This is a genomic window from Congzhengia minquanensis, assembly GCF_014384785.1.
Classification (GTDB): domain Bacteria; phylum Bacillota; class Clostridia; order UBA1381; family UBA9506; genus Congzhengia; species Congzhengia minquanensis.
Window position 1 is genome coordinate 955985 of the sequence record NZ_JACRSU010000001.1, and the last position, 25914, is coordinate 981898.

Genomic DNA, 25914 nt, shown 5'->3' on the forward strand with positions numbered 1-25914 from the left:
TGCTCCTTTATCTGTAGCGTATAATATCCGCCCCCAACTGGGCAAGGTTTGCTTCAAAATTTTCATATCCCCGGTCGATAAATTCCGGCGTATTAATTACCGTTGTGCCGTCGGCCATTAAAGCTGCAATGACCAAAGCCGCCCCGCCGCGCAAATCTGAAGCATTCACCTCTGTGCCTGAAAGCCTTTCCGTGCCGCAGACAACCGCCACTCTGCCGTCTACGCTGATTTTTGCACCCATTCGGCACAGCTCCGGCACGGGCTTAAACCTGCTTTCAAAAATTGTTTCCGTAATGATGGACGTGCCGTCGGCACAGCACAGCATTGCTAAAAACAGCGACTGCGCGTCTGTGGGAAATCCCGGATAGGGCATGGTTTTAATGCTGCCCGGGGCCAAAAGCCGTTTCGGCGCCTTCAGCAGAACTGTGTCCTCTGTGGAGAAAAGATAGCACCCGCAGTCTGCCAAAACAGACAGCACCGCCGATATATGTTCCGGGCACATGTGCGTTACGGTGACTTCCCCGCCGGTTGCAGCCGCGGCGCAAAGATAGGTCGCCGCCACAATTCTGTCGGGCATAACGGTATATTGTGCGGGAACAAGCTCTTTTTTCCCCACAATTTTTATGGTGGAGGTTCCCGCGCCTTGCACATCTGCACCCATGTTGTTTAAAAAGCAGGCCAAATCATCAATTTCAGGTTCCCGCGCCGCGTTTGAAATCACCGTTTCGCCGTCTGCCATTGCTGCGGCAAGCAGCAGATTTTCTGTTGCGCCAACGCTGGGGAAATCCAAGTGTATGATTTTTCCCGTGAGCTTTTCCGCCTTGCAGATTAAATATCCATGCTCCTCTTTAATTTCAGCACCCAATTGCGCAAGCGTTTTCAGATGTAAGTCAATGGGCCTGGGGCCAAGCTCGCAGCCGCCGGGCGTGGATATTTTTGCCTCGTTGTTCCGCGCCAGCACTGCGCCCATGAAAATGACGGAAGAACGGAGCTTTCTCATCAAATGCTCCGGAATAAAGTTTCCCAGCGCACCGCTGGTGTCAACCGTCAATGTATTTCCATCGCGCGTAACTTTTGCGCCCAGGCTTTTTAAAATTTCAATGGTAATCACAACATCTGAAAAATCAGGACAGTTATGAATGATATGTACTCCTCCCACCATGACAGTTGCTGCCAAAATAGGAAGAACGGCATTTTTCGCGCCGTGAATTCTGACGTCTCCCGCAAGCGGGATACCGCCGTTTACGATTATTTTACCCAAAATGCGCACCTCCTGATAACGATTAAAAGTCATTACCATAGTATGCGCGCGGTAAGTTTTGGTTACTTTCGGGCAAGCTCTGCCACAATGTCGCAAATTCGTTTCGTGCCGTCGGTAATGGCAAGTTTTTTTGCCTCTTTGGACATTTGCATTCGCTTTTCCTGGTTAATAATCAGCGATTTTACCGTATCGGAAACAATGTTGTTTTGAATGTCACGCTCACAAATCATTACCGCCGCACCGCGGTCTGCAATGGATTTTGCGTTATATTCCTGATGGTTGTGGGTCACGTTGGGCGACGGGATTAAAACCGACGGCCGTCCCAGCGCGCACAGCTCGCTGACAGTAATTGCACCGGAACGGGCAATGACCAAATCCGCCGCAGGAAGCACCACGTCCATGTTATAAATGTATGGGACGATTGCAATGTTGTCGCCCAGCTTGCTTTTGTCAATCTTTTCGTTTACTTCGTCAAAAAAACGTTCCCCGGTGCCGCCTAAAAGCCGAAATTCCACATTGTCTAAACAATTTACAATTTCAACCAGCGCCTCGTTAATGGTTCTTGCGCCAAGCGAGCCGCCTACCGTCACAATAAAGGGCCTGCCGTCAATTCCCAAAGTTTTTCTGGCTTCCTCATAAGACAAGTCCAGCATGTTTTCACGCAAGGGGTTTCCCGTTAATACGCAGACCTTTTTGGCCTTTTCGCTGACATAGGAAATGGTGTCTTCAAAGCTCACCGCCACACAGTCTGCAAACCGTGCCGCCATTTTCACCGTCATGCCGGGGAACACATTCTGCTCGTGCACCAGCACCGGAATTTTCAGACTGTGGGCCGCAGACAGCACAGGAGCACAGACGTATCCGCCTGTTCCCACAACAACGTCCGGAGAAAATTCCCGAATCATTCGTTTTGCGTCGCCAATTGCCCGAAGATATTTCAGCGCTACCGTCACATTTTTTAGCGTCAGCTTTCGAACTAAGCCCTCAACGTCGATATATTTTATGTCAAATCCCTCTTTTGGAACAAGGGTTTTCTCCAAACCGGTTTCCTTGCCCACAAAAAGGATTTCTGCGCCATATTCTTTTTTCATTCTTTTGGCTATTGCAATGGCCGGATTAATATGTCCCGCCGTACCGCCGCCTGAAATTAAAACTTTCACCTTAGACTAAACATTCCTTTCTGAATTACCGCAAATCTACCACCTGTTTTTTAAACTTTGATACGTTCAGCACCATTCCCATTGCCGCCATTAAAAATACCAGAGACGAGCCGCCGGCGGAAAAGAACGGAAGTGAAATGCCTGTTGTGGGAATCATTTTCGTCACAACGGCAATGTTTAAAAAGGTCTGAATGCCAACCAGCGAAACAATCCCCGTTACCAGCAGGCTTCCAAAAGTATCCGGTGCATTCATGGCAATTTTAATGCCCCGCCAGATTAAAATGCCGAACAGTGCAATTACTACAACCGCGCCAACAATGCCCAGCTCCTCGCACACAATGGCAAAAATAAAGTCGTTCTGCGGCTCAGATACATACATATATTTCTGTCTGGAGTTACCAAATCCAAGGCCAAACAGCCCGCCGGAACCGATTGCAAAAAGCGACTGAATAATCTGCCAGCCGTCGCCCTGACGGTCGGCAAAGGGGTCAAAAAATGTGGTCAGGCGGTCCATTCGGTACTGCTCTTTCATTGCAACGGCAATGAGGGCTGGAATGGCGGCAACAGAAGCAATGGCAAAATGCTTTAATCTTGCCCCTGCAACCAGCAGCATGATAACCGCTACAAACCCGATGATAATGCACACGCTAAAGTGCGGCTCTAAAATTAAAAGCCCCAGCACCACCAAAAGCATGGCCCAATAGCGCACCAGATATTTAAACTCACGAATTTTGTCTTTCGTAACAGAAAGACTTGCGGCAAAATAAATAATGACTGCAATTTTTGCCGCCTCTGAGGGCTGAATGGTGAAAGAACCAAACCCCAGCCATCGCCTGGAACCTTTAATCGGCGTGCTGAACAACACCAAAATCAGCAGGGCAATGGTTACCATGGCAATGGGAAGCGCAAACTTTTTATATAGCCGATAGTCGAACTTCATGGTAAAAATCATAGCGCCAACGCCTAAAACCGCCCACATTGCCTGTTTTTGAATAAAGTATAAGCCATTTCCATATTTTGCATTTGCAGATGGATAGCTGGCGCTGAATACCATAATAAGGCCAAATACCAGCAGCAGAATGACTACAGATAAAAATCCTACATCTACACTTGTTTTTTTTATCACAGCATGTTCCGAACTTCCGGCACGCCTGAGTTTTGCACCTCTCTGCGCCCTCGCCGCCATATTTGCATTCCCCGCTTTCAACAGCCCTTTGGCCAAGAATTAAAACACTACAATGTAACTGATTGCGCACAGCACAACCGTAACGAAAGAAAACAGCAAAACAATTTTTTTCTCGTTTAACCCACACAGTTCAAAATGATGATGAATGGGACTCATTTTGAATACGCGTTTTCCTGTGGTTTTAAACGAAACTACCTGTATCATAACAGAGAGCGTTTCAATTAAATAAATGCCCCCGGCAATAATCAAAATCAGCGGCATTTTAAGCCCGATGGCCCCAACCGCAATCGCCCCGCCCAAAAAGAGAGAGCCTGTGTCGCCCATGAACACCTTGGCGGGATTGGCGTTAAAGAACAAAAATCCCAAGCAGGCCGCCGCCACCGCGCCCATAAACACAGCGATAGAGGTGTTTCCCACTTTGATTGCACAAATCATAAAGAACAACGAAACAATCAGCGTCACAGAAGACGCTAAACCGTCTAACCCGTCGGTTAAATTTACGCTGTTCACGACAGCAAGCTGAACAAAAACCGCAAGGGGAATCGTCCAAAGCCCAATATCAATAGAGGCTTTCACAAACGGAACAACAATTTCTCCGCCAATGACCCCTGTGTGGCTCATAAACACAGTGACAACAACTGCCGCAATCAGCTGCGCCAAAAACTTTTGCTTTGAAGTAAGCCCCAAATTCCGTTTTTTTACCACTTTTATATAGTCGTCGGCAAAGCCGATGATGCCAAACAACAGCGAACCCACAACCAGGCTGATTTCTGTCACGCCAAAATTTCCTGAAATGAAATATGCGGCCAGCGACCCAAAAACCACCGCGCAAATGATGGCCAAACCGCCCATCGTGGGGGTGCCGCTCTTTTTCTGGTGCCAGGCAGGCCCCTCCTCGCGAATGCTCTGGCCAAATTTCAGCCTTGTAAGCAGCGGTATTAAAATTGGTGTTATAATAATGCATGCAAGAAGCGACAGTCCGCTTCCAATCAGCAAGGTGTTCAAACAACCAGCTCCCTTTTCCTAAGCTTCTTTAAAAATTATTTTTTAAAAATTCCGTTACACGCTCCAAGCCCATAACGCGGGAGGCTTTCACCAGCACCACGTCGTTTTCTTTAATGGAGGACGACAAATAGGGATAAATTTCTTCAACCGTATCAACAGAAATGATATTCATGCTGTCCATTCCGTTTTCAAAGGCTCCCTCTGCAATGAACCTTGCATTTTCCCCAACCGTAATTAAAAGGTCAATGCCGTTTTTTGTCACCTCTGCGCCCAGCTCCCGGTGCGCATTATAACTATATGCACCTAAAGCTGCAATATCTCCTAAAACCGCAACTTTTCTGTCCCTCCGTTTGGAAAGCACAGACAATGCCGCCGAAACAGAGGCGGGAGCCGCGTTATAGCAGTCGTTAATAACGGTGATGCTGCCGCACCGGATAATGTCCATCCGCATTCCGGTCAGCGTAAAGTTCTGCAGTGCCTCTGCAATTTTTGCGTCGGGCACACCGAAATAAATTCCTGCCGCGCAGGCAAGCAATGCGTCTGATACGTTGTGCTCCCCGGGAACCGGCAATGCTACCTTAAATTCGTGTCCCAGGCCCGAAAACCGGAACGTCACGCTGTCTTCCTCTGCTTTTATATCAGAAGCAGTAAAGTCTGCCGTGGGGTTTTTCACCCCAACCGTTATCACTTTCTGCGAAATCTCATCTTTATGAGCCATTAAAATTTTGTCGTCGCCGTTTAAAATAACCACACCATCTTTCTTTGTGTGGGCAAACAGCTCTGATTTTGCCCGATATATGTTTTCCTGCGAGCCTAAACGCTCAATGTGTGACATGCCAATGTTGGTAACGATTGCCGCGTTCGGCTGAACAATGGCAGAAAGCCTGTCTATTTCGCCGAAATTGTCCATTCCCATTTCAATCACCGCGGCGGTGATTGTTTCATCCGCTTCAAAAACCGTCAGCGGAACGCCAATTTCGTTGTTAAAGTTGTTTTTGTTTTTTAAGGTGTTAAATTTGGCGGATAAGACTGCATGCGTCATGTCCCGGGTGGTGGTCTTTCCTACGCTGCCCGTTATTCCCACAGTCGGCACACAAAGCCGCTTAATCACCAGCTGTGCCAGCGCTCCCATGGCCCGAACCGTGTTTTCAACAAAAATAACGGGGTGATTCAAATTTATTTCAACCTCCCGTTCCACAAGGGCACAAACAGCGCCCTGTGCAAAGGCCTTTTCAACAAATGCGTGACCGTCTGCATTTTCACCGGGAATTGCCACAAACAGCGTGTTTTCTGCAGCCTTTCTGCTGTCGGTTACCACTGAAGTCACCGTGCCCGCCGGCGTGCCGTGAAGCAAACGTCCGCCAACAACCTGCAAAATTTCTGAAACTGAAACAGGAATCATATTCACACCTCTGCCTTTTTCATTGCCGCAAGACACTCTGCAATAACTTCACGCTCATCAAAATGGTTTTTCGTCTTGCCAATAATCTGATAGGTTTCGTGGCCCTTGCCTGCCAAAATCACACAGTCGCCGTGCTTTGCAAACGACAGCGCATAGCCGATTGCCTCCCGCCGGTTTTCAATCACAATATGTTCGCAGTCGGTTTCTTTCACGCCTGCCATAATGTCTTCAATAATGGCCGCAGGATTTTCTGTTCTGGGATTGTCAGAGGTCACAATGCAGTAGTCGGAAAGCTCGCCTGCAACCTTGCCCATAATGGGGCGTTTTGTTCTGTCACGGTCTCCGCCGCAGCCAAACAGGGTAATCACTCTGCCCTCTGCAAATTCTTTCACGGTTTTTATAATGTTTTCTAACCCGTCCGGCGTGTGGGCATAGTCAATAATCACCGTGAAATCGGTATTCGTATAAACCGTTTCACACCGCCCCATAACGCCTTTGGCAAAGGTCAGCGCCTCCACCGCCCGGCCTATTTCAATTCCTGCCGCTACAACGGCACCGATGGCCGTCAGCGCATTGTAAACAGAAAATCTGCCGGGAATCCCCAGCCGCACGGTGTAATCCTTTTGCTCATAACAAATGTTAAATATCACGCCCCGGGCCGAAATCCGAATGTCAGATGCTTTAATGTCCGCTTCGCTGTCGATCCCATAGGACGTCATCGGACAGACGCTGTCGGCCAGAATGCTTCTTCCTGCTTTGTCATCAGCGTTTACCACGCCGCATTTGCTTTGCAGAAAAAGCTTTTTCTTGGCGTTTAAATAGTTTTCCATGGTAACGTGAAAATCAAGATGATCCTGAGTCAGGTTTGTAAACGCCCCAACAGAAAACTCAATGCCGTAAACCCGGAATAAATCCAAAGAGTGGGAGGAAACCTCCATCACTACATATTCCACACCCTCTTCCACCATCTCATGGAACAGCTCAAACAGTTCCAACGACTCCGGTGTGGTGCGCTCTGTAGGCAGGGTTCTTCCGCAAATCATGTTGGCGTTTGTTCCGATTAAGCCTGTGGTTTTGCCCTCAAACTCCAAAATAGATTTAATCAGCGTTGTCACTGTTGTTTTGCCGTTTGTTCCCGTAACGCCGATTATTTTAAGCTTTTTCTGGGGGTTTTTGTAAAAGGAAGCCCCCAGCTGCGCAAGCACTTGTCTGGTGTTTTTTGCAACAATCAGCGTTATGGTTTCAGGAATGTCGGGAAGCTTTGCCCCCTCCTGCACGACAATGGCAGACGCGCCGGCAGAAATTGCCCCGGCGATGTATTTGTGCCCATCTGTTTCAAAACCTACAATGCAGACAAACACATAACCCGGCTTCACTTTTCTGGAATCGTAACAAATGCCTTTCATATCACGGTCTGTGTCGCCGACAATTTTAGAAACCGCGGCGTCTTTCAACAATGACGATAGTTTCATGGTGTAAACTCCTTTCGGAACGCGTCAATAACTTCAATCAATTTGTGCCTTCAACATCTAAGAATCTGAATTCTACCTGAACGACACTTCCGCGTTCAACCTCTGTTCCAGCCTCAGGCGTTTGCTTTTCCGCCACGGTGCGGTCGGAATCGGAGCCTGTGGCCCCTGCTCCAACAATGCTCAAATTTAGCCCTTTTGACGAAAGAATGGACTTTACGCTGGCCAACGACTTGTTTTTCACATCAGGCACCGCAACCTTTTCATCACCCGCAGAGCTTTCTGTGTAAAGCACAATCACAGAGCCGGAGCTTACGGTTGCCCCGGAGGACGGCATTTGGCTCAAAACCTTTTCCCCGCTGCCGATAACCGTATGTTTTAATCCCATGTCTTCCAGCTTTTTCTTCGCCACAGACACCTCAAGCCCTGTCACGTCCGGAACAGATATGTCAATGGTTGTTTTTTCTTCTGTTGTATATTGCGGCTCAACGCCTAAGTATTTTAATGTATCCTCCAAAATTTTACCAACAACGGGGGCCGCAACAGCGCCGCCGTAGTAAGAACCCAGCGAGGGTTCGTCAACAACTACCAGGCAGGCTACTTTCGGGTCGTTTGCCGGCGCAAATCCTAAAAACGATGCAACATATTTGCCCTGCCCTCTGGGAATTTTCTCCGACGTACCGGTTTTTCCCGCCACCCGGTAGCCCTTAATGTAGGCATTTTGTCCGGAACCAACGTTAACCGCGTTTTCCAAAAGCTCGCGAACGGTTTTTGATGTTTCCTCCGACACAATCTGGCGCACCAGCGTAGGCTCAATTTTTTTCACAACCGTGCCTTCGTCGTTTGTCAGTTCTTTCACCACATGGGGTTTCATCAGGTTTCCGCCGTTTGCAACTGCGCTGACAGCTGAAATCAGCTGCAGCGGCGTAACTTTCGGCCCCTGGCCGAACGACGCTGTGGCAAGCTCAACGGTTTTAAACTGTTCGTCAGTGTAGAACACGCCGTTTGCCTCGCCGGGCAGGTCGAATCCGGTTTTATCGTTAAAGCCAAAGGCTTTGTAATACTGCTTAAACTTGTCAATTCCAACGCGCTGTCCAACTTCAATAAACACCGGGTTGCAGGAGTTTTTTACGCCGTCTTTAAAAGTTTCCGCGCCGTGGCCGCTCTTTTCGGCGCAGCTAATTCTTCTGTCTTCAACAATTTTATATCCGGGACAGAAAAAATGGTCCTCCGGCGTGACAACGCCTTCCTCCAGCGCCATAGACATGGTCATAATTTTAAAACACGAACCGGGCTCATAAGAGTCCACAACCGCTTTATTCCGCCACATTTTATTTTTCGCGTTGGTAAGCGCCTTTTCATATTCTTCCCCGGAACCAAGTTTTTTAAGTCTGTTCAGGGTAACTTTGTCAATTAATTCGTTGGGGCTGTTCAAGTCAAAATTCGGCAGGGCGGCCATGGCCAAAACCTCGCCGGTTTTCACGTCCATCACGATGCAGGCGGCGCCCTCTGCCGCCTCCGTTTCGTTATACACGTTTTCCAAATGCTTTTCCGCAAAATGCTGAATGGCCTCGTCAATGGTCAAAACCACGTTTAAGCCGTTTTCAGAATCGATGTGCCGCTCTTCCTGAAACGGCATATCTGTTCCGTGGGCGTTTTTCAGCGTAACCACTCTGCCCGGCACGCCGGATAGTTCGTCGTCATACACCATTTCAATGCCGCCCAAACCCTGGTTGTCTCGGCCGGTAAAGCCGATAACGTGGGAGGCAAATGTGCCGTAAGGGTAATATCGTTTGGTATCCTCTTTAAAATATACGCCTTTTAAATTGAGTTCACGAATTTTGTCGGCTACCTCTGTTTCCACTTTCCGTTTAATCTCAACGTCCTGGGCGTTTTTGGTCAGTTTCGGTTTTACATCTTCTGCATTAAGCTCTAAAATTTCTGCAAACTTGTTGGCAAGTCCGTCAACGTCATATCCTGCCGCCGCAATCTCCTTCGGGTTCACCGTAATGGTTTCCGCCGAGGAGCTGACCGCCAGCGTTTTGCCGTTTCTGTCGTAAATTGTGCCCCTGGCAGACGACACCTGATAGTCTCTGGTTTGCTGCTCAATTGCGCCGGTTCTTAGTTTTTCTCCGTCTACAATGTTCAGTTTTAATATATAAAGCACAAGCATAATGAGAAGTGTTGTAAAAAACAACAGAACGTAAAACATTCGTTTCCGCAAGCTTGTTTTTGGCCCGGTAATCGCCATATCTATCCACTCCCTTCGGCGAGGTTGACTTAAATTTGATTTCTGCTTTTACAAAAGTTAGTGTGAAAGACACCTCTCTCACACTAACAATAAATTCTTTATCATGTTATGTATCGCTTCATGCGAAATATTCCACAATGCCGCTAAAAAAATTCTTCACAGCGTCGATAATGGAATTGCCGCTCCGCACCTTTTTCACCTCGTTTGACTGTTCCAGGTTGATGTAAATGGTCTGAGATTTTGAGGGCTGTCCCATATTGAACGTATTTTGCGCAATTTTTTCAATATTTTTTAAATCCAGGGTTTGGTCAATTTTAAACTGCAGTTTCTGGTTTTCTGCAATGGTTTCAGATAGCATGGTATTTTTTTTCTCAAGCTGTTCATATCCCGACGTAATCATCAATCCGCGGAACAGCACCAAAAAAGCCATCGACGCAAGCACAATCACAGAAATCACCGTCCCGCGGTTAATCCGCGATTTTGGGCGGCGGTTTCTGCCCGCGGCAGTATTCACTTTTCTTTTTTGTCCGCTGCCTGTTTTAATCATGACTCCACCTGTTGAACGTATATTTGTAATTTTTCTGATTTCCCGGTTGTCGTAAATCTTGCGGTACCTGTCGTCTGCATGATATGCCAAATTGTTGTTTCTCATATGCCAGGTCTCCCTCCCGAAAATCTTGTTATAACCTTTCAAATATGCGAAGATGCGCGCTTCTGGCCCGCGGATTTTCCGAAAGCTCCGCTTCGCCCGGAGCCACTGGCTTTCTCGTAATCACTTTTCCCTCGGGCTTTTTGCCGCAAATGCAAACCGGCAAATCCGGCGGGCAAACGCAGCCCTTAGCCGCCTGGGCAAAAACTGTTTTCACAATTCTGTCTTCCAGCGAATGGAAGGTAATTACGCAAAGTCTTCCGCCCGGCTTCAAGCAGGAAATAAAATCAAAAAGCGCCTGTTTCAGTCCGGAAAGTTCGCCGTTTACCTCAATCCGAATTGCCTGAAAGGTGCGTTTTGCCGGGTGCGGCCCGTCTGATCGGGCCCCCTTTGGCACCGCTTTTTTAATAATGCTCACAAGCTGCCCGGTGGTTTCAACCGGCGCATTTTCGCGCTCCTGCACAATAAATTCTGCAATCCGTTTTGCCCAGCGTTCCTCGCCATATGTAAAAATTACATCCGCCAGCTTATCCCTGTCATACTCGTTCACCACATGAAACGCAGAAAACGAACTGGTTTTGTCCATCCTCATGTCAAGGGGCGCGTCGTGATTGTAAGAAAATCCGCGTTCTGCGCAGTCTAACTGATAGGACGAAACGCCCAAATCCAGAACCGCGCCGTCTATTTTTTCCATTCCAAGCTCTGCTAAAACCTGTAAGATGTCGTTAAAATTCCTGTTTACAAAAGTGATATGGTCTGAAAATTCCGACAGTCTGTTTTTACAAACTGCAATTGCTTCGCTGTCTCTGTCAAAGCCGATGAGTTTTCCCGTTGTCAGCTGTTTTAAAATTTCCCGGCTGTGGCCGCCGCCGCCCATCGTCCCGTCCACATAAACCCCGTCAGGGTGAATGGAAAGGCCCGACACAGCCTCGTTAAGAAGGACAGATATGTGATGAAACTCCATGTTTGCCTCCTTAATTTAAAATCCCAAAAGTTCCATTTTTTCAGAAAATTCGTCCGGGCTAAAGTTTTCAATGCTGTGTTCCTTTTCCCAGTCTTCCGTGTTCCAAAGCTCAATACGGCCGGAAACCCCCACAACGGTAACATCTTTTTCCAGCCTTGCATAGGTTCTCAGTTTTTGCGGCAGCATAATTCTTCCCTGTTTGTCAAGCTCGCACTCGCCGGCCCCGGCAAAGAAAAATCGGGTAAAGTTGCGTGCGTCCCTGTTGGCTAAGGAAATTGCGTCAAGCTTTTCCTTATATATCTGAAAGGTTTCGGTCGGAAATACAAAGAGGCATCGGTCAAGTCCGATGGTAACGATAAACTTCTCGCCCAGCTCGTCGCGGAACTTTGCAGGCATAAACATTCTGCCCTTTGCGTCCAACACATGGCTGTATTCTCCAATAAACATGTTTCCGACCTCCTTTCAACCTTTTTCCACCACATTAAACCACTTTTATTTCATTTTAAACCATTTGGGCTGATATTGCAAGTACTTTTTTCAATTTTTTTAATTTTTTTGAAATCTAAATTTAATATACAAGATATTGTGTGTAATAAATTTATCATACAAATAAAAGGGCATAGCAGGGAAATGTCTATTTTTCCCAATGCTATGCCTTTTTTCCGTTTTTTTCGATATTCTTTTTTCTGCTCTTTTTTCAACGTCTAAATATAGTATTGTTAACGTAATATTTCAATCATATTACACAAAATAGCGTTATTGCGACCTTTTTGTACCTCCCTGTCAGCTTTCGATTTGCGCCTCCACCAGCCGTTCGCCGCAAAACCGGTCGCGGAGCACCGGCTTTTCAATTTTTCCGGTGGGATTTCTGGGAATGTCGTCAAAAATAATTTTTCTGGGGCGCTTATACCGGGGCAAATCCATGCAGAACTCGTTGATTTCGTCCTCCGTGCAGGTCATACCCGGTTTCAGTTCAATAATGGCCGCCGCAATTTCACCCAGGCGCTTGTCGGGCAGGCCAATCACCGCCGCGTCTTTAATCGCCTGATGTTTTCTTAAAAAGTCCTCAATCTGCACGGGATAAATGTTTTCGCCGCCCGTTATGATAACGTCCTTCTTACGGTCTACCAGATAAATAAACCCGTCTTCGTCGCACCGGGCCATGTCCCCCGTCATCAGCCAGCCGTCTTTCAGCGATTCGTTGGTGGCTTTTTCATTTTTATAATAACACAGCATCACGCCGGGGCCTTTCACCGCAAGCTCGCCAATCTCGCCGTTTGCAACTGGCCGGCCGGCATCGTCTACAATTTTGGCCTCCCATTTGTAGCCGGGCTTGCCAATGGCGCCCACCTTATGTATGTTTTCCACACCCAAATGCACGCACCCCGGCCCTAAAGACTCGCTCAAACCATAGTTGGTGTCATACTGATGATTGGGAAACTTTTCTTTCCACCGCTGCACCAGGCTTGGCGGCACGGGCTGTGCGCCGATGTGCATCAGCCTCCACTGGGAAAGACGGTATTCCGACAAGTCAATGTCGTCGCGGTCAATGGCGTCTAAAATGTCCTGCACCCACGGCACCAACAGCCACACAATGGTGGCCGCCTCGTCCGACACGGCTTTCATAATCCATTCCGGTTTCACGCCCCGCAGCAAAACCGCCCGGCTGCCGGAAAGCAGGCTTCCGAACCAGTGCATTTTTGCACCTGTGTGGTAAAGCGGCGGGATACACAAAAACACGTCGTCCCTGGTTTGGGAGTGGTGGTTCTGTTCTGTTTCGCACGCGGACATCACCGCGGCGTGGGAATGAAGAATGGCCTTCGGAAACCCTGTGGTGCCGGAAGAAAAATAAATGGCCGCATAGTCGTCTTCTTTTATCTCAATTTCCGGCGCCCGCTCGCAGCAATAGGTCACCAGCCGGTCGTAGCTGTCTGCAAAGGTGGGCACATTTTCCCCTACGTAAAAAAGCGAGTCCACACCCTTAAGCTTGGGAAAAATGGTTTCCACACGGCCAATAAATTCGGGGCCGAACACCAAAACGCTTGCATCAGAAAGCTCCAAACAATATTTTATTTCGTCCGCCGTGTAGCGGTAATTCATGGGCACGGCCAGCGCCCCCATTTTTAAAATACCAAAATAAATCGGAAGCCACTCTAAGCAGTTCATCAACAAAATTGCCACCTTGTCGCCCTTTTTTACGCCCCTTGTCAGCAAAAGGTTGGCAAACCGGTTGGCTTTCTCGTCAAACTCTTTCCAGGTCATCTCCCGGCGGTAGCCGCCGCTGGGGGCTGCTTCAATCAGCTCATATTCCCGCCATGTAACAGGCTTGTGATTTTCCCACTCCGTGGGGTTAATTTCAACCAGACTCACATCGTCCGGATACAGTTGTGCATTTCTCTCCAGCACCTTTGTAATAATCATGTTACGTTCCTTTCTCCCCGTTATAGTTTCTGCCCTTACGCGCCACGGGACTGCGAAAGAAAGGGCCTTCATCCCGGGAAGTGCTTTTAAAATAAAAAACCCGTCCTCAGGATAAACCTGAGGACGAGAAAAATTCCCGCGGTACCACCTCAATTGCCTGCTTTTACAACAGACCCCTTTCGGCACGGCAAAAAAAACGCTTATGCCAAAGTGCTGTAACGGGCACGCCCGCCGCAGCCTACTGGGCAAAACGCCGTTGGGTGCGGAGCTCGCAGAATGTATTCAAACATGCCTTCCCCACTGTCTTGCACCAACCGACAGCTCTCTTAAGGTTCTAAACACGTTCTACTTGTTTCCGGTCATCACTTTTATTGAAGCTTTATTCACTTAAACTTTATTTTAACACTTTATTTTTCAAAAGTCAACAATATTTTTGCTCAATCAAAGCAGAATATTCTTTTGTTTGAAAGGTCCAGCGTTTGGCTGGCTTTTTCTTTCAAGCTCTGCCAAATTTCCACCGCCTTAAACGCCGGCTTTACTTGAATGTTTTCGTCTGAAATCATTTGATATTCTGCGCTGCCCATCAGCTCCGACAGTTTTTCTTTGTTCTCGTCTGAAACGGCGCCTTTTGCGCTGTCGGTGAAACACAGGGGCGGATACATCACACACCACCAGTTCTGCCCGCTGCCCGTGCCCAAAACCACACGGACAGCGTCGTAATCTCCCTCCGGCAGGGTGATGTTTTCATAAGATTTCGTGGGAAAATGAAAGTTTCCGGTTACCACTTCGCAGGAATAATTGCAGCCGTGTTCTAACAGCACTGCGTTTGCCGCAGCGGTAAGCTCGGCCTTGTGCTCATCTGCAAAAGCTAAGCTCAGTTCCGAGTTTCCTGAAAGCTCCTCCGACAGGCTCAATAAAGCGTCCCGCACGGCAAGCTTCACCGTTTGGTCTTTCTCGCTGTCGCTGTTGGCAATCACATGCAGACGAACAATTCCGCTGGAAATGTCCACCGAAATTGCCTCGCAAATTCCCATAAACACCACGGCAACTAAAAATACTGCAAAAAATAGTTTTGAAATCGTCTTTCGTTTCATTGTTTTCCGCTCCTGTTTCTTTGGTATATTACACATTATAGACAAATTTACCATGGATTAAACAGCAAATTTAGATAAATATGGTATTGCATTTTTATACAAATAGATGTATAATAATACATATTTCAAATGGAAGGAAGTTATTTTATGATTCGAGCAGGTGTTTTGGGTGCAACAGGTTACGCAGGCGCAGAGCTTGTCAGACTGCTTGCTTCCCATAAAGATACAGAAATTGCAATGCTGGCTTCAAAAACATATGCCGGGCAGAAAATGTCGGAGGTTTATCCGTCCCTGCGGGGCGTGTGCGACGTTGTTTTAGAGGAAGCTGACGCAGAAACCGCGGCACAAAAATGCGACGTGGTGTTCACCGCCCTTCCCCACGGCGTTTCCAACGAGGTAATTTCCGCACTCTATGAAAAAGGCCTTAAGGTAATTGACCTTTCGGGCGATTTTCGCTATAACGACATTGAAACCTATGAAAAATGGTATCAGGTAAAGCACTCCTGTCCGGAGCTGTTAAAGGTTTCGGTTTACGGCCTGTGCGAGCTGCACCGGGAAGAAATTAAAAAGGCGCGGCTTGTGGGCAATCCCGGCTGTTACACCACCTGTTCCATTTTAGGATTGGCGCCGCTGTTAAAAAACAATGCCATTGAAACAAAAAACATTATCATTGATGCAAAATCCGGCGTGTCCGGTGCGGGCCGCGGCTTAGGGCAGGCCTATCACTTCTGCGAGTGCACCGAAACCATGAAAGCCTATAAGGTGGCAACCCACCGCCACACCTCGGAAATTGAGCAGGAGCTTTCGCTGATTGCCGGAGAGGAAATTACCCTGTCCTTCACGCCCCATCTGGTTCCTATGAAACGGGGAATTTTCGCCACGGAATATGCAAACTTGAAAAAGCCTTACACAAAAGAAGAACTGCTCAAAATGTATCACGATTTTTATCAGAATGAAAAATTTGTGCGCATTTACGACAACGCCCTGCCGGAAAACAACCACGTAACCGGCTCGAACTTTGTGGACATTGGCTTGACGGTTGACGAGCGGCTGGGCCGGGTAATTGTCATTTCCAACATTGACAATTTAATCAAAGGCGCGGCGGGCCAGGCCGTTCAGAACATGAATCTGATGTTTGGCCTGCCGGAAGACGAAGGCCTGTGTGGCGCAGGCTATTACCTGTAATATACGCCCTGCGGGCAGAAAGGAAACAAGCATGAACACAATCGACGAGCGGATTGAGCGTGCCGGCATTTTAACCGAGGCGCTTCCTTATATCCAAAAGCTTTACAGCAAAACCATTGTGATTAAATATGGCGGCAACGCCATGATTAACGAAGATTTAAAGCGTTCCGTCATGGAGGACATTACCCTTTTAAAATATGTGGGCATGAACCCGGTAATTGTCCACGGCGGCGGGCCGGACATTTCAGAGTCCTTAAAAACCTACCACATTGAAAGCAAATTTGTCAGCGGCCTGAGGGTGACAGACGCAGAAACCATGCGCATCGCCCAAATGGTTTTGGTGGGCAAAACCAACAAAGAGGTGGTTTCAAACGTCAACCGAAACGGCGGCAAGGCCATTGGCCTGTGTGGAATTGACGGAAAAATCATCGAGTGCGAGCCTTTGACGGAGGACTCCGAGGGAAACAAAATCGACGTTGGCTTTGTGGGTAAAATTAAAAAGGTAAATGCGGAAATTCTCAAATCCCTGTGCGAAGACGAATATATTCCCGTAATTGCACCCATTGGCACGGACGACAGCGGCCAGAGCTATAATATCAACGCCGACACAGTCGCCAGCGCGGTTGCAACTGCCATGGGCGCAGAAAAGCTGATGTTCTTAACCGACGTTGAAGGCGTGAAAGACGCCAAAGGCGACATTATTTTTGAAATTACCACCAGCAGCGCAGAGGAGCTGATTCATGTCGGCACCATAAACGGCGGCATGATTCCAAAGGTCCGCGCCTGCGTGAAGGCTGTTTTAGAGGGGGTAAACCGCGTGCACATTATCGACGGCCGCGTGCTTCACTCCATAATTTTAGAAATTTTCACCGACACCGGTATCGGCACCATGTTTAAAAAAGGTTAAAGAAAAAAATTTCAAAAGAGTTGATAAATGCATGTTTATCAACTCTTTTTTGTTTCATAAAAAATTTTTCAAATAAAGCTTGACGTTTTATGCGCGAATTAAGCACGTTCCCACATTGTCAGGAAAGGAATGAAACGAATTTACGACAATCTCAAAAAAGTAAGAATGAGAAGCGGCTCTTCCCGCAAGGCAAGGCGCTTATTCCTTGCCGGCAATAATAGCTTCACAGTATATTTTGAGTTCCGAAATGTCATTTGAAACGGTTTCCCACAGCACCTCAGCGTCCAGTTCGCCATAGTTGTGCGCAGCAATGTTCCGCATGGATTTAATATCCCGCCATGGCATTTTGTGATACTGCGCTTTAAAATCATCGCTTAGTTTTCCAACCAGTTCCCCAATTTGCAGAATACACATTGAAATCGCGTTTTTCGCAATAAAGTCCGTTTCAAACTTTATGAAATCCAAATTCAATTTTTCTACAGTCAACGCAATTTCATCTGCATACTGCACCATCTTTTTCAAAACAATCATATCTCTATCGTTCATATAAAACTACCTCGTCCTTGACACAATCTTTGATCATGGAATGTTTCAATGCGTTATAGGTGAGAACGTCAACATGAGTTCCAAACCGTTCCTCTAAGGCATTGACAAAACCGCAGAGTGCAAAATAGCCTTTTAAATTTCCTTTTTTTATAATTAAATCAATATCGCTGGTTTCTTTTTGTTTTCCTTTCGCATAGGAGCCAAACAAAGCAACCTTTTCTACGCCATACTGCTTTGCAACAGGAACGGTAATATTTCTTATTTCATCTATTGTAAAGGTCTGTGCCATAACGATCACCACATTTCTGATGAATATTCTTATCCATGTATAGTATATCAAAAAATACCCAAAAAAGCAAAACATTTTTATACGTGACAAAAAATAAAAAAGGTTACAGAAAACGCTTATCAACTCTTTTTTGTTTCATAAAAAATTTTTCAAATAAAGCTTGACTTTTCATGCGTGCATCAAATATAATTAAGATGCGCTTAAAAAGTGAGGTGATGATATGGCGCAGAAAAAGATGGGACGTCCGAAATCAGATAATCCTTTAAAAGACCGCATTTTTGTGTTGGTAAGTGACGAAACGAAGGCACAGCTTAATAAATGCACAGAAGTTTTGAATACCACACGTTCCGATGTTGTTAGGAAAGGAATTAAACGAATTTACGACGATCTCGAAAAATAAGAAAGAGAAGCGGCTCCACCCAAAAAGACAAGCCACTTCTCTCCGCCCACAACCATCTGAAATGATAGATGCGACATTAATATTATACACGATGTGCGCTCAATTTTCAAGGGGTTGTGGAAAATTTTAAAGAAAGGAAAATAATTATGTTTGACACCTTTGAAACCAATTTTGAAACCTTATTGGAAGAAACAATCAGCGCCGCCCACGCACGTTCTTTCAATCACGACCCCGAATACCAAAAAAAATCATACCGAATGTCTGAAATTCACGAGGAATTGGAAGCCCTGTTTGAAAATAAAAATGCAAAACCAACCTCCCGTCACTGGAAATTGGTGCGCGAATACTTTCAATTGGAACAGGAAACATACTATCCCGAACACACCGCCACATATATGCAGGCGATATTCGATTGTGTAAGAGTGTTTACAAAATATGGATGGCTGAAAGAATAGGGATACGATACATAACGAAATCATTCGGAGGCGGGATATTTCCCGCCTCCAATTTTTTTCAATAAGGGGCTTGCCCCGTCATTCAACGAGGCAAGGTGCGGCTTTTGCCGCACACCTTCAGCAGGAGATTGTACTCCTGCTGAAGGTTGAAATCGGAACCCGCCGCCGCTCTCAGGGCTCCCAAAAATGCAAGCGTTTTTGGGAAAGAGGAGCAACCGCCGGTAAAAGCGCTGGTTTGCAGACGGCAAACCGAGCAAAAAGGCGTGTTGCGACGATGCGGGGGACATTTCCTTGCCTAAGTTATATCCGTGTATATTTCCCCGGCGTTTTTCCCGTTAAGCTTTTAAAGGCGCGGATAAAATAATATTCGTTTTCATACCCCACCAGTTCCGCAATTTCCCTGACAGAACGCCTGCCCTCTGCAAGCAGAACCTTTGCGTGCTCCAGGCGGATTACCTGCAAATCTGCCTTCGGCGTTACGCCGAACACGGCTTTATACAGGCTGTAAAACCTTGAGGGCGACATATGCGCAAGCTTTGCCATTTCGTCCACCTTCCAGCCGCGGCTGTAATCCATATGGATTTTTGCCCGAACCTCCAACATGGCGCTGCGCATTTCCGGCATGATGATTTCCGCCTTTTCATTTTCTATTTCCCGCATCATTTTAATCACAAGCTCCGTCATTTTCATGGTGCATATATCCTCGGCGTGCGGCCGGCTGTGGAGCACCTCAAGCTCGGCGGCCTGCATGATTTCCGTGATAAAACTGCCTTCACTCATCTGATAAATTTTATTGAATTGAAATCCATATTGCAATGCAATTTTATGAAAATTCCCTGTAATGTGTGCCCAGTCATGCACCAGTCCCTGCTTTCCATGAGCCGCAAGAAACTGATAGGAATGCGGCTCGTAGCAAATGCAGCTTCCCGCCGGGCAAACAGAAATGCCGTTGTCCGACGAAAGAGCGGCCGTGGTTAACATGTGAATAAAAATATATTGCTCGCCTGTGTCGAGCCGCTCCAGCCGAAAATCTTCGTTTTCCGGCCAAAGCGTTTTGATTTGTGTAATCTTCATCACCGTTCACCTCTCATTAATCGTACCGCAAATTGTAGAAAAAGTCAATTTTAAAATAGAAAATTGTATTTACTTTTTCACACCGGTTTCATACAATAAACCTATAATTTGAAAAGGAGCGTGTTTTTAAAATGGAACTACCCAGAAAGGAATATCCCCGGCCGCAGCTGGTCCGTAAAGACTGGAGAAACTTAAACGGCCAATGGGGGTTTGAAATCGACAACGCAATGGTGGGAAAAGAAAAAGAATTTTACCTGCGCAGCAGCTTAAACCAAACCATAACCGTGCCGTTTTGTCCGGAAAGCAAGCTTTCCGGCATTGAAAACAAAGATTTTATGAACTGTGTGTGGTACCGCCGCGAACTGGAAATTCCCAAAGAGTGGGCAGGAAAAGAAATCATTCTGCATTTCGGCGCCGTAGATTACCACGCCACCGTTTACATAAACGGCCAACAGGTTTGCACCCACAAGGGCGGTTACACTTGTTTTTCAGCCAACATTACAAAATTCTTAAAAGAAAGCGGAAACGTAATTACGCTGTGCGCTGAAGACGACACAAGGTCCGGCAACCAGCCCTGCGGAAAGCAGAGCAGCAAGCTGAATTCCTATGGCTGCTGCTACACCAGAACAACCGGAATTTGGCAGACGGTTTGGATGGAGGCGGTAGACGCCGCCCACATTCAAAACGTGAAATATACTTCCAATATTCACGACTGCTCCGTGCTCACCCAGGTGTATGTGACAAACGAAGCGCTGGGCTGCAAGCTGCGGGTGCGCACTTTTTTTGAAGGAGCGCCCACGGGGGAGGCCGAAACAGTGATTCACACAAACGAAGCCTGCGTCACCGTTGCGCTGTCTCAAAAGCATTTGTGGGAGGCCGGCAAGGGAAATTTATATGACACAGAAATCGAGCTGATAAAAGACGGCGTTGTCTGCGACAGCATAAAAGGATATTTTGGCCTGCGCGAGGTGTCGCTCAAAGACAAGGCCTTTTGCCTGAACGGAACCGCGTTGTTCGGCAGATGGGTGTTAGACCAGGGCTTTTATCCCGACGGAATTTATACCGCCCCCAGCGACGAGGCCTTAAAAAACGACATTTTATACTCCATGGAGCTGGGCTTTAACGGCGCCCGCCTGCACGAAAAGATTTTTGAACCCCGGTTTTTATACTGGGCGGACAAACTGGGTTACCTCGTTTGGGGCGAGCACGCAAACTGGGGCCTGAACATCACCGAGCCAGGCCAGCTGATGCACTTCCTGCCCGAGTGGGTAGCGTGCTTAGAGCGCGACTATTCCCACCCGTCTATCATTGGCTGGTGCCCGTTTAACGAAACCTGGGACTGGAGCGACTTAAGGCGTCAGTGCGACGACATTTTGCGCACGGTGTATCAGGTGACAAAGGCCATTGACAAAACCCGCCCGGTGATTGACACCAGCGGAAACTTCCATGTGATTACAGACATTTTCGATGTGCACGACTATGAACAGAACCCGGAAAAATTGAAAGAACATTATAAAGATGCAAAGAACGGTGTTCTGCTGTGCCAGGTTGAACGCAACCCAAACCTTGCTGGGCGGCAGAAGCCAAAGGGCGAGCCGCTGTTTTTAAGCGAATATGGCGGCATACGGCAAAAAAATGGAAACGAGGGCTGGGGCTATGGCGAAGCGCCGGAAAACGACGAGGCGTTCATTGCGCGTTACCGGGGCCTAACAACGGCTATCTTAGACGACGAGCTGTTTATCGGCTTTTGCTACACCCAGTTATACGACGTGGAACAGGAGATTAACGGCCTGATGACCTATGACCGAAAATTTAAATTCGACCCGAAAATTTTCAGAGAAATTAACACCTTGCCGGCGGCAATTGAAAAGAAAAACAAATAAAAAAAACGGGATATTGGCGTTTCTGCCAATATCCCGTTTTTTTATGCAAAACAATTATTTTTTCATCATTTTTTCCGAATAGCATTTTCCGTCCGCACCGCTGAATTTGCCGCATCTTAACTGAATCACTCTGTCAACAGGGGTAAAATCTGTAAGCATAATTCGAAACAACCCATTGGTTTCGCTGTGCATGGGCGTAATCATTTTATGGGCATAAAAACCGCCGCAAATTTTAATGGAATCATTGCCTTTTACATATATGGCGTCGTCTTTTTTCAAAAACATTGTCTCATCCTTGCACGCACGAAAGGAACAGTGCTCCGTCTCAATGCTTCCGCCAGGCTCAAAGAAAAAATCCATGGAGAATTGAACGCCGTCTAATCCTTTGTCCGTCTTAACGTGCAAATCAAATCCGTTTTCCGCCTTATAAATGTCAATCCAAACGTCAAATTCAGGCCGCTTGTTCAGTTCTCTTCTTTCAACGTCACGAAATCCCAAAAGCTCGTTTATTGCAACCGTTTCGCCCAGCGGCATCCAAAAGGCCGGATGCTGCTTCACGTTATGCTCCGATTTCATATACACGCGAATGCCAAAGTCTGTTTTCTCTATGGAAGCCGCTTTATAAATTGCATTAAAATAATCCATCACGAGGCTTACCCTCGGCATTTTTACCTCTCCATAATTCAGCTTTAAAAATGCCGGATTATCGCATTTTACCGTAGCGCTGAGTTTCCCCTCTTTCACACGGTAAAGCTGCGACTCTTGCATAAACCGCTCAACATGGGTTCTGATGGGCGCAGGTTCCAGCTCCGCTTCGCGCCAGTGCGGGTGTTTGAAGAAAAAATACAGGCAGGTAGACAGCTCTCCATAACCCTGATTCGTTCCCGGGCGCATGCTGTCAACGGCTATCTCTGCGGCAGCGGCATATTCCCCGTTTTGTTGTTCAATGGACATATAGATAAAAGCAGCCGCATTTCCCAATTCATATTTCTTACCATAATCCTGTCTTCCCGAAATATCGGTGTCAACGATGTTGTCAAAATCGGTGAAATCAAGACGGTTCTTCAAATTAACGTCCACAATCTTTAAAAAATCCTCAGCCGAATAAAGCTTGCTTTTACAGCATTCAGAAAGAATCAGCATTTTTTTACTCAATATCTGGTCGTAAACACCCAGACTTCTTTCGGTGAATAAACCGTCGGAATTGATGTCAATTCCCTCTTTGAGGTAGCTGTCTAAAACATCAGAAAAATCGCATTTTTCAGGTTCTAACGCCATGATCAAAGCCAGTGCGGCACAAATGACCCATCTGTGATTGGGGGTGTGAAAGCCTCCCTTTGCAACAGCCACAGCCGACGGCACCAGAAACTCCATTAACGCGGTGTAAAGCTCTGTGTCGTCCATCTGTTTGGCCGCATAAGCAAGATATCCGATGGGTGTTATGGCAAACGCGGTGTCCGGAGGGCTGTCATAATTGTTAAAGCGCAAATCAATCAGGCCGTCTTCACGCGTACACCGCTTCATATAATCCAGTGCGTCAAACAGGCGCTGTCTTAAATCGCTGCTGTGATAAAACTTTGAGGTTTTCTCATAATAAAGAAATCCAATAACCGGAATAAATTCCGCAGTTGAACAATGATCCGGCAGCGCAACCCCATATTCGCTGTAAAACAATCCGCCGAAATCGGGCCTGCTTTTGTCCGTAACCTGATTCTGAAACGCGTTGTCGGCATAGCGTTCCGCCCCTTGAATGATTTTGTTATATAAATCATTAAATTTCATTGAAATATTCTCCTTCCTGTATCAAAGGCCGCTGATTTTTTTATTTCATTAAAACGCCCGTTTAAACGACGTAAAGCAAAATACAAAAAAAGTGGAGCACGCTTCCAAACACAACAAACAGGTGAAAAACCGAGTGCATATACCGGTGATTTTTCGCCTTGGCATACAGCACCGCGCCAATGGTGTAAAGAATGCCGCCGGCAACTAAAAAGGCAGTTCCGCCAAATCCCAGCGTGAAATAGGTGGCCTTTGCCGCAAACACAATGCACCACCCCATTGCAAGATAGCAAATCATGGAAAATCTTTTATACTTTTTAATATCAATGGCGTTCAGCACAATTCCTAACACCGCGCTGCCCCAGATGACGCCGAAAATCCACCAGCCCAAAGGCGCGGAATATTCCCTGAATGAGCACAGGGCCAGCGGCGTATAGGTGCCTGCAATGAGCAGAAAGATAGAGCAGTGGTCAATTACCTGAAACACCTTTTTGGCCATTCGGTTTGGCCTCAGTCCGTGATAAATGCTGGACATGGTGTATAAAATAATCATTGTTGCGCCGTAAATCGCGCTTGCCACCACGCCATAAACATTTTTGTGCAGGGCCGAAAAAACGACGCACAGCACCAGCGCCGCCAACCCAAGGGCGCCGCCCACAATGTGGGACACCATGTTAAAAATTTCTTCGCCTTTTGTGTAGTCGGGCAGTTCCCGTTCTGAAAGTTTTGTCCGCTGCATTTTCATTTTCCATCCCCTTAACCTTTTTAAATCTATTATAAATCCACATGCAGCCGCTGTCAACAGGCACGGCGCAATATTTAAAAATCGTTTGCAAATCCCAAAAAATTTCAAATTTTTATTGACAAGCGTGCGCTGTTTATAGTATAATAAATTTCGTGCCAAATAAGGGATTGTAGCATTTTTCTCATAAATTTTCAAATTTCGGCAAAACTCTTTTTTGAGGACAACTACATACTTTATAAGCTGGAGTGGCACAGTTGGTAGCGCAGCTGATTCGTAATCAGCAGGTCGTGGGTTCAAGTCCCATCTCCAGCTCCAAATTTAGGCTGCGTTGAGATTGATACTCTCACCGCGGCCTTTTTTCATATACATCCCAAAAATCTAAATCGGAAAGCGGAGGTAAAAAAAATGTTTAAAAGCAAGTATTTAAACGACGTTATGGAAACAGTGACAAAAAGAAACCCTGCCGAGCCTGAATTTTTGCAGGCTGTAAAAGAGGTTCTGGAATCGTTAGAGCCCGTTATTGAGGCGCATCCGGAATTTGCGGAAAAGGGAATTGTTGAACGAATTGTTGAACCCGAACGGGTGATCACATTCCGTGTGCCCTGGGTGGACGATTCCGGCAAGGTTCAGGTTAACCGCGGATTCAGAGTTCAGTTTAACAGCGCTATTGGGCCTTATAAGGGCGGTTTAAGATTTCATCCTTCCGTATATCTTGGAATCATCAAATTCTTAGGATTTGAACAAATATTTAAAAATTCACTGACAGGTCTGCCCATCGGCGGCGGCAAGGGCGGATCGGATTTCGACCCCAAGGGCAAGAGCGACAACGAGGTAATGCATTTCTGCCAGAGCTTTATGACAGAGCTTTCCAAACACATCGGCGCAGATACCGATGTTCCTGCAGGTGACATTGGTGTTGGCGGCCGTGAAATCGGATTTATGTACGGTCAGTATAAAAGGCTCAGAAACGAATATACCGGTGTGCTGACAGGAAAAGGCCTTACATACGGCGGTTCTTTGGCCAGAACAGAAGCAACAGGATATGGTCTTTGCTACTTCACGGAAGAGATGTTAAAAGACGCTGGCAAGTCCTTTAAGGGCGCAACGGTGGTTATTTCCGGTTCCGGAAACGTTGCCATTTACGCAACGAAAAAAGCCACAGAGCTGGGCGGAAAGGTTGTTGCTTTAAGCGACTCTAACGGCTATATTTACGACAAAAACGGCATTGATTTAGACGCTGTAAAGCAGATTAAAGAAGTAGAAAGAAAGAGAATTAAAGAATACCTTACCTATCACCCGGAAGCGGAATATCATGAAGGCTGCAGCGGCATTTGGGGAATTCCGTGCGACATTGCACTGCCCTGCGCAACACAGAACGAAATTGATGAAGAATCGGCAAAAAAACTGGTTGCCAATGGCTGCTACGCTGTGGCAGAGGGCGCAAACATGCCTTCCACGCCGGAAGCGATTGCGCAGTTCCAGTCGAACGGCCTGCTCTTTGGGCCTGCAAAAGCTGCAAACGCCGGCGGCGTTGCAACATCTGCACTGGAAATGAGCCAGAACTCTATGCGCTATAGCTGGACATTTGATGAAGTTGACGCAAAACTGAAAGACATTATGGTGAACATTTATAAAAACACCAGAGACGCCGCTGAAAAGTATGGCAAGAAAGGTGACTTTGTTGCCGGCGCAAACATCGCGGGCTTTATGAAAGTTGCAGAAGCCATGATGGCACAGGGAATTGTTTAAAAAAAGCGAATAAAAAACTCCGGACAAAATGTCCGGAGTT

The 25914-nt window shown here is 46.9% G+C and carries 23 protein-coding genes, 1 tRNA gene and 1 other annotated feature; of the genes, 7 read left to right on the forward strand and 17 right to left on the reverse strand.

Annotation, left to right across the window (positions count from 1 at the left end; all coding sequences use genetic code 11):
* Positions 1–7: 7 nt before the first annotated feature.
* From murA to spoIIR, 12 genes are all read right to left on the reverse strand, one after another.
* Positions 8–1261: a UDP-N-acetylglucosamine 1-carboxyvinyltransferase gene (gene murA / locus H8698_RS04595; RefSeq protein WP_249311351.1), complete on the reverse strand. Its 1254-nt coding sequence runs from the start codon at positions 1259–1261 to the stop codon at positions 8–10.
* Between the two features lie 62 nt (positions 1262–1323).
* Entirely contained in the window at positions 1324–2421 is a 1098-nt protein-coding gene (murG, locus tag H8698_RS04600; RefSeq protein WP_177679629.1) for an undecaprenyldiphospho-muramoylpentapeptide beta-N-acetylglucosaminyltransferase, read from the reverse strand.
* A gap of 25 nt (positions 2422–2446) precedes the next feature.
* The gene (gene ftsW, locus H8698_RS04605) at positions 2447–3607 is read right to left on the reverse strand and encodes a putative lipid II flippase FtsW (RefSeq protein WP_249311352.1); all 1161 of its coding nucleotides are present in this window, start codon (positions 3605–3607) and stop codon (positions 2447–2449) included.
* Between the two features lie 39 nt (positions 3608–3646).
* Positions 3647–4612 carry a phospho-N-acetylmuramoyl-pentapeptide-transferase gene (mraY, locus tag H8698_RS04610; RefSeq protein WP_177679633.1) on the reverse strand — a complete coding sequence of 322 codons (966 nt, stop codon included), beginning with the start codon at positions 4610–4612 and terminating at the stop codon, positions 3647–3649.
* Positions 4613–4640: 28 nt separating this feature from the next.
* The gene (locus H8698_RS04615) at positions 4641–6014 is read right to left on the reverse strand and encodes a UDP-N-acetylmuramoyl-tripeptide--D-alanyl-D-alanine ligase (RefSeq protein WP_249311353.1); all 1374 of its coding nucleotides are present in this window, start codon (positions 6012–6014) and stop codon (positions 4641–4643) included.
* 2 nt (positions 6015–6016) lie between these two features.
* Complete coding sequence (locus H8698_RS04620) at positions 6017–7486, reverse strand: UDP-N-acetylmuramoyl-L-alanyl-D-glutamate--2,6-diaminopimelate ligase (RefSeq protein ID WP_249311354.1); 1470 nt, start codon at positions 7484–7486, stop codon at positions 6017–6019.
* Between the two features lie 37 nt (positions 7487–7523).
* The gene (locus H8698_RS04625) at positions 7524–9734 is read right to left on the reverse strand and encodes a penicillin-binding transpeptidase domain-containing protein (protein ID WP_249311355.1); all 2211 of its coding nucleotides are present in this window, start codon (positions 9732–9734) and stop codon (positions 7524–7526) included.
* Positions 9735–9852: 118 nt separating this feature from the next.
* Positions 9853–10386, reverse strand: a complete 534-nt coding sequence (locus tag H8698_RS04630; protein ID WP_249311356.1) for a hypothetical protein — start codon at positions 10384–10386, stop codon at positions 9853–9855.
* A gap of 28 nt (positions 10387–10414) precedes the next feature.
* Positions 10415–11347: a 16S rRNA (cytosine(1402)-N(4))-methyltransferase RsmH gene (rsmH, locus tag H8698_RS04635; protein ID WP_249311357.1), complete on the reverse strand. Its 933-nt coding sequence runs from the start codon at positions 11345–11347 to the stop codon at positions 10415–10417.
* A 15-nt stretch (positions 11348–11362) separates the two neighbouring features.
* Positions 11363–11794 carry a division/cell wall cluster transcriptional repressor MraZ gene (gene mraZ, locus H8698_RS04640; RefSeq protein WP_177678998.1) on the reverse strand — a complete coding sequence of 144 codons (432 nt, stop codon included), beginning with the start codon at positions 11792–11794 and terminating at the stop codon, positions 11363–11365.
* Between the two features lie 336 nt (positions 11795–12130).
* On the reverse strand, positions 12131–13768 hold the full coding sequence (locus H8698_RS04645) for a class I adenylate-forming enzyme family protein (RefSeq protein ID WP_249311358.1): 1638 nt from the start codon (positions 13766–13768) through the stop codon (positions 12131–12133).
* A gap of 116 nt (positions 13769–13884) precedes the next feature.
* Positions 13885–14140: a binding site (T-box leader), on the reverse strand.
* Between the two features lie 65 nt (positions 14141–14205).
* Positions 14206–14862 (reverse strand): stage II sporulation protein R, encoded by a 657-nt coding sequence (gene spoIIR, locus H8698_RS04650; protein ID WP_249311359.1) that lies wholly within the window; start codon positions 14860–14862, stop codon positions 14206–14208.
* Between the two features lie 147 nt (positions 14863–15009).
* On the opposite strand from spoIIR, the gene argC reads away from it, so the two are divergent.
* Both argC and argB read left to right on the forward strand, forming a co-directional pair.
* Positions 15010–16047, forward strand: a complete 1038-nt coding sequence (argC, locus tag H8698_RS04655) for an N-acetyl-gamma-glutamyl-phosphate reductase (protein ID WP_249311360.1) — start codon at positions 15010–15012, stop codon at positions 16045–16047.
* Positions 16048–16078: 31 nt separating this feature from the next.
* Complete coding sequence (argB, locus tag H8698_RS04660; RefSeq protein WP_177678990.1) at positions 16079–16954, forward strand: acetylglutamate kinase; 876 nt, start codon at positions 16079–16081, stop codon at positions 16952–16954.
* A gap of 198 nt (positions 16955–17152) precedes the next feature.
* On the opposite strand, the gene H8698_RS04665 is transcribed toward argB, so the two are convergent.
* Positions 17153–17500, reverse strand: a complete 348-nt coding sequence (locus H8698_RS04665; RefSeq protein ID WP_249311361.1) for a HepT-like ribonuclease domain-containing protein — start codon at positions 17498–17500, stop codon at positions 17153–17155.
* Entirely contained in the window at positions 17490–17789 is a 300-nt protein-coding gene (locus tag H8698_RS04670; protein WP_249311362.1) for a nucleotidyltransferase family protein, read from the reverse strand. The genes H8698_RS04665 and H8698_RS04670 overlap by 11 nt, the downstream gene beginning before the upstream one ends.
* A 220-nt stretch (positions 17790–18009) precedes the next feature.
* Between H8698_RS04670 and H8698_RS04675 the strand changes: the two genes are divergently transcribed.
* The gene (locus tag H8698_RS04675; protein WP_249311363.1) at positions 18010–18189 is read left to right on the forward strand and encodes a ribbon-helix-helix domain-containing protein; all 180 of its coding nucleotides are present in this window, start codon (positions 18010–18012) and stop codon (positions 18187–18189) included.
* Between the two features lie 146 nt (positions 18190–18335).
* The gene (locus tag H8698_RS04680; protein ID WP_249311364.1) at positions 18336–18644 is read left to right on the forward strand and encodes a hypothetical protein; all 309 of its coding nucleotides are present in this window, start codon (positions 18336–18338) and stop codon (positions 18642–18644) included.
* 300 nt (positions 18645–18944) lie between these two features.
* Here H8698_RS04680 and H8698_RS04685 read toward each other — a convergent pair whose 3' ends face one another.
* The gene (locus tag H8698_RS04685) at positions 18945–19718 is read right to left on the reverse strand and encodes a helix-turn-helix transcriptional regulator (RefSeq protein WP_249311365.1); all 774 of its coding nucleotides are present in this window, start codon (positions 19716–19718) and stop codon (positions 18945–18947) included.
* A 131-nt stretch (positions 19719–19849) separates the two neighbouring features.
* Here H8698_RS04685 and H8698_RS04690 point away from each other — a divergent pair, with 131 nt between their 5' ends.
* On the forward strand, positions 19850–21601 hold the full coding sequence (locus tag H8698_RS04690; protein ID WP_249311366.1) for a glycoside hydrolase family 2 protein: 1752 nt from the start codon (positions 19850–19852) through the stop codon (positions 21599–21601).
* 54 nt (positions 21602–21655) lie between these two features.
* Here the strand turns inward: H8698_RS04690 and H8698_RS04695 are convergent, their stop codons facing one another.
* Positions 21656–23383 (reverse strand): hypothetical protein, encoded by a 1728-nt coding sequence (locus H8698_RS04695; protein ID WP_249311367.1) that lies wholly within the window; start codon positions 23381–23383, stop codon positions 21656–21658.
* Positions 23384–23444: 61 nt separating this feature from the next.
* Positions 23445–24119 carry a PAQR family membrane homeostasis protein TrhA gene (gene trhA, locus H8698_RS04700; protein ID WP_249311368.1) on the reverse strand — a complete coding sequence of 225 codons (675 nt, stop codon included), beginning with the start codon at positions 24117–24119 and terminating at the stop codon, positions 23445–23447.
* Positions 24120–24364: 245 nt separating this feature from the next.
* Between trhA and H8698_RS04705 the strand changes: the two genes are divergently transcribed.
* Together H8698_RS04705 and gdhA are read left to right on the forward strand one after the other, a co-directional pair.
* A tRNA-Thr gene (locus H8698_RS04705) sits at positions 24365–24440 on the forward strand.
* 90 nt (positions 24441–24530) lie between these two features.
* Complete coding sequence (gene gdhA / locus H8698_RS04710; protein WP_177678978.1) at positions 24531–25874, forward strand: NADP-specific glutamate dehydrogenase; 1344 nt, start codon at positions 24531–24533, stop codon at positions 25872–25874.
* Positions 25875–25914: the final 40 nt, after the last annotated feature.

Coding starts and splice junctions, on each gene's coding strand:
- H8698_RS04665 (WP_249311361.1), bottom strand. CDS start 17,500: ATGAACGATAGAGATATGATTGTTTTGAAAAAGATGGTGCAGTATGCA.
- H8698_RS04675 (WP_249311363.1), top strand. CDS start 18,010: ATGGCGCAGAAAAAGATGGGACGTCCGAAATCAGATAATCCTTTAAAA.
- H8698_RS04690 (WP_249311366.1), top strand. CDS start 19,850: ATGGAACTACCCAGAAAGGAATATCCCCGGCCGCAGCTGGTCCGTAAA.
- H8698_RS04620 (WP_249311354.1), bottom strand. CDS start 7,486: ATGAAACTATCGTCATTGTTGAAAGACGCCGCGGTTTCTAAAATTGTC.
- argB (WP_177678990.1), top strand. CDS start 16,079: ATGAACACAATCGACGAGCGGATTGAGCGTGCCGGCATTTTAACCGAG.
- mraZ (WP_177678998.1), bottom strand. CDS start 11,794: ATGTTTATTGGAGAATACAGCCATGTGTTGGACGCAAAGGGCAGAATG.
- H8698_RS04630 (WP_249311356.1), bottom strand. CDS start 10,386: ATGAGAAACAACAATTTGGCATATCATGCAGACGACAGGTACCGCAAG.
- rsmH (WP_249311357.1), bottom strand. CDS start 11,347: ATGGAGTTTCATCACATATCTGTCCTTCTTAACGAGGCTGTGTCGGGC.
- argC (WP_249311360.1), top strand. CDS start 15,010: ATGATTCGAGCAGGTGTTTTGGGTGCAACAGGTTACGCAGGCGCAGAG.
- H8698_RS04680 (WP_249311364.1), top strand. CDS start 18,336: ATGTTTGACACCTTTGAAACCAATTTTGAAACCTTATTGGAAGAAACA.
- gdhA (WP_177678978.1), top strand. CDS start 24,531: ATGTTTAAAAGCAAGTATTTAAACGACGTTATGGAAACAGTGACAAAA.
- H8698_RS04625 (WP_249311355.1), bottom strand. CDS start 9,734: ATGGCGATTACCGGGCCAAAAACAAGCTTGCGGAAACGAATGTTTTAC.
- H8698_RS04645 (WP_249311358.1), bottom strand. CDS start 13,768: ATGATTATTACAAAGGTGCTGGAGAGAAATGCACAACTGTATCCGGAC.
- ftsW (WP_249311352.1), bottom strand. CDS start 3,607: ATGGCGGCGAGGGCGCAGAGAGGTGCAAAACTCAGGCGTGCCGGAAGT.
- spoIIR (WP_249311359.1), bottom strand. CDS start 14,862: ATGAAACGAAAGACGATTTCAAAACTATTTTTTGCAGTATTTTTAGTT.
- H8698_RS04670 (WP_249311362.1), bottom strand. CDS start 17,789: ATGGCACAGACCTTTACAATAGATGAAATAAGAAATATTACCGTTCCT.
- H8698_RS04685 (WP_249311365.1), bottom strand. CDS start 19,718: ATGAAGATTACACAAATCAAAACGCTTTGGCCGGAAAACGAAGATTTT.
- trhA (WP_249311368.1), bottom strand. CDS start 24,119: ATGCAGCGGACAAAACTTTCAGAACGGGAACTGCCCGACTACACAAAA.
- H8698_RS04695 (WP_249311367.1), bottom strand. CDS start 23,383: ATGAAATTTAATGATTTATATAACAAAATCATTCAAGGGGCGGAACGC.
- H8698_RS04615 (WP_249311353.1), bottom strand. CDS start 6,014: ATGATTCCTGTTTCAGTTTCAGAAATTTTGCAGGTTGTTGGCGGACGT.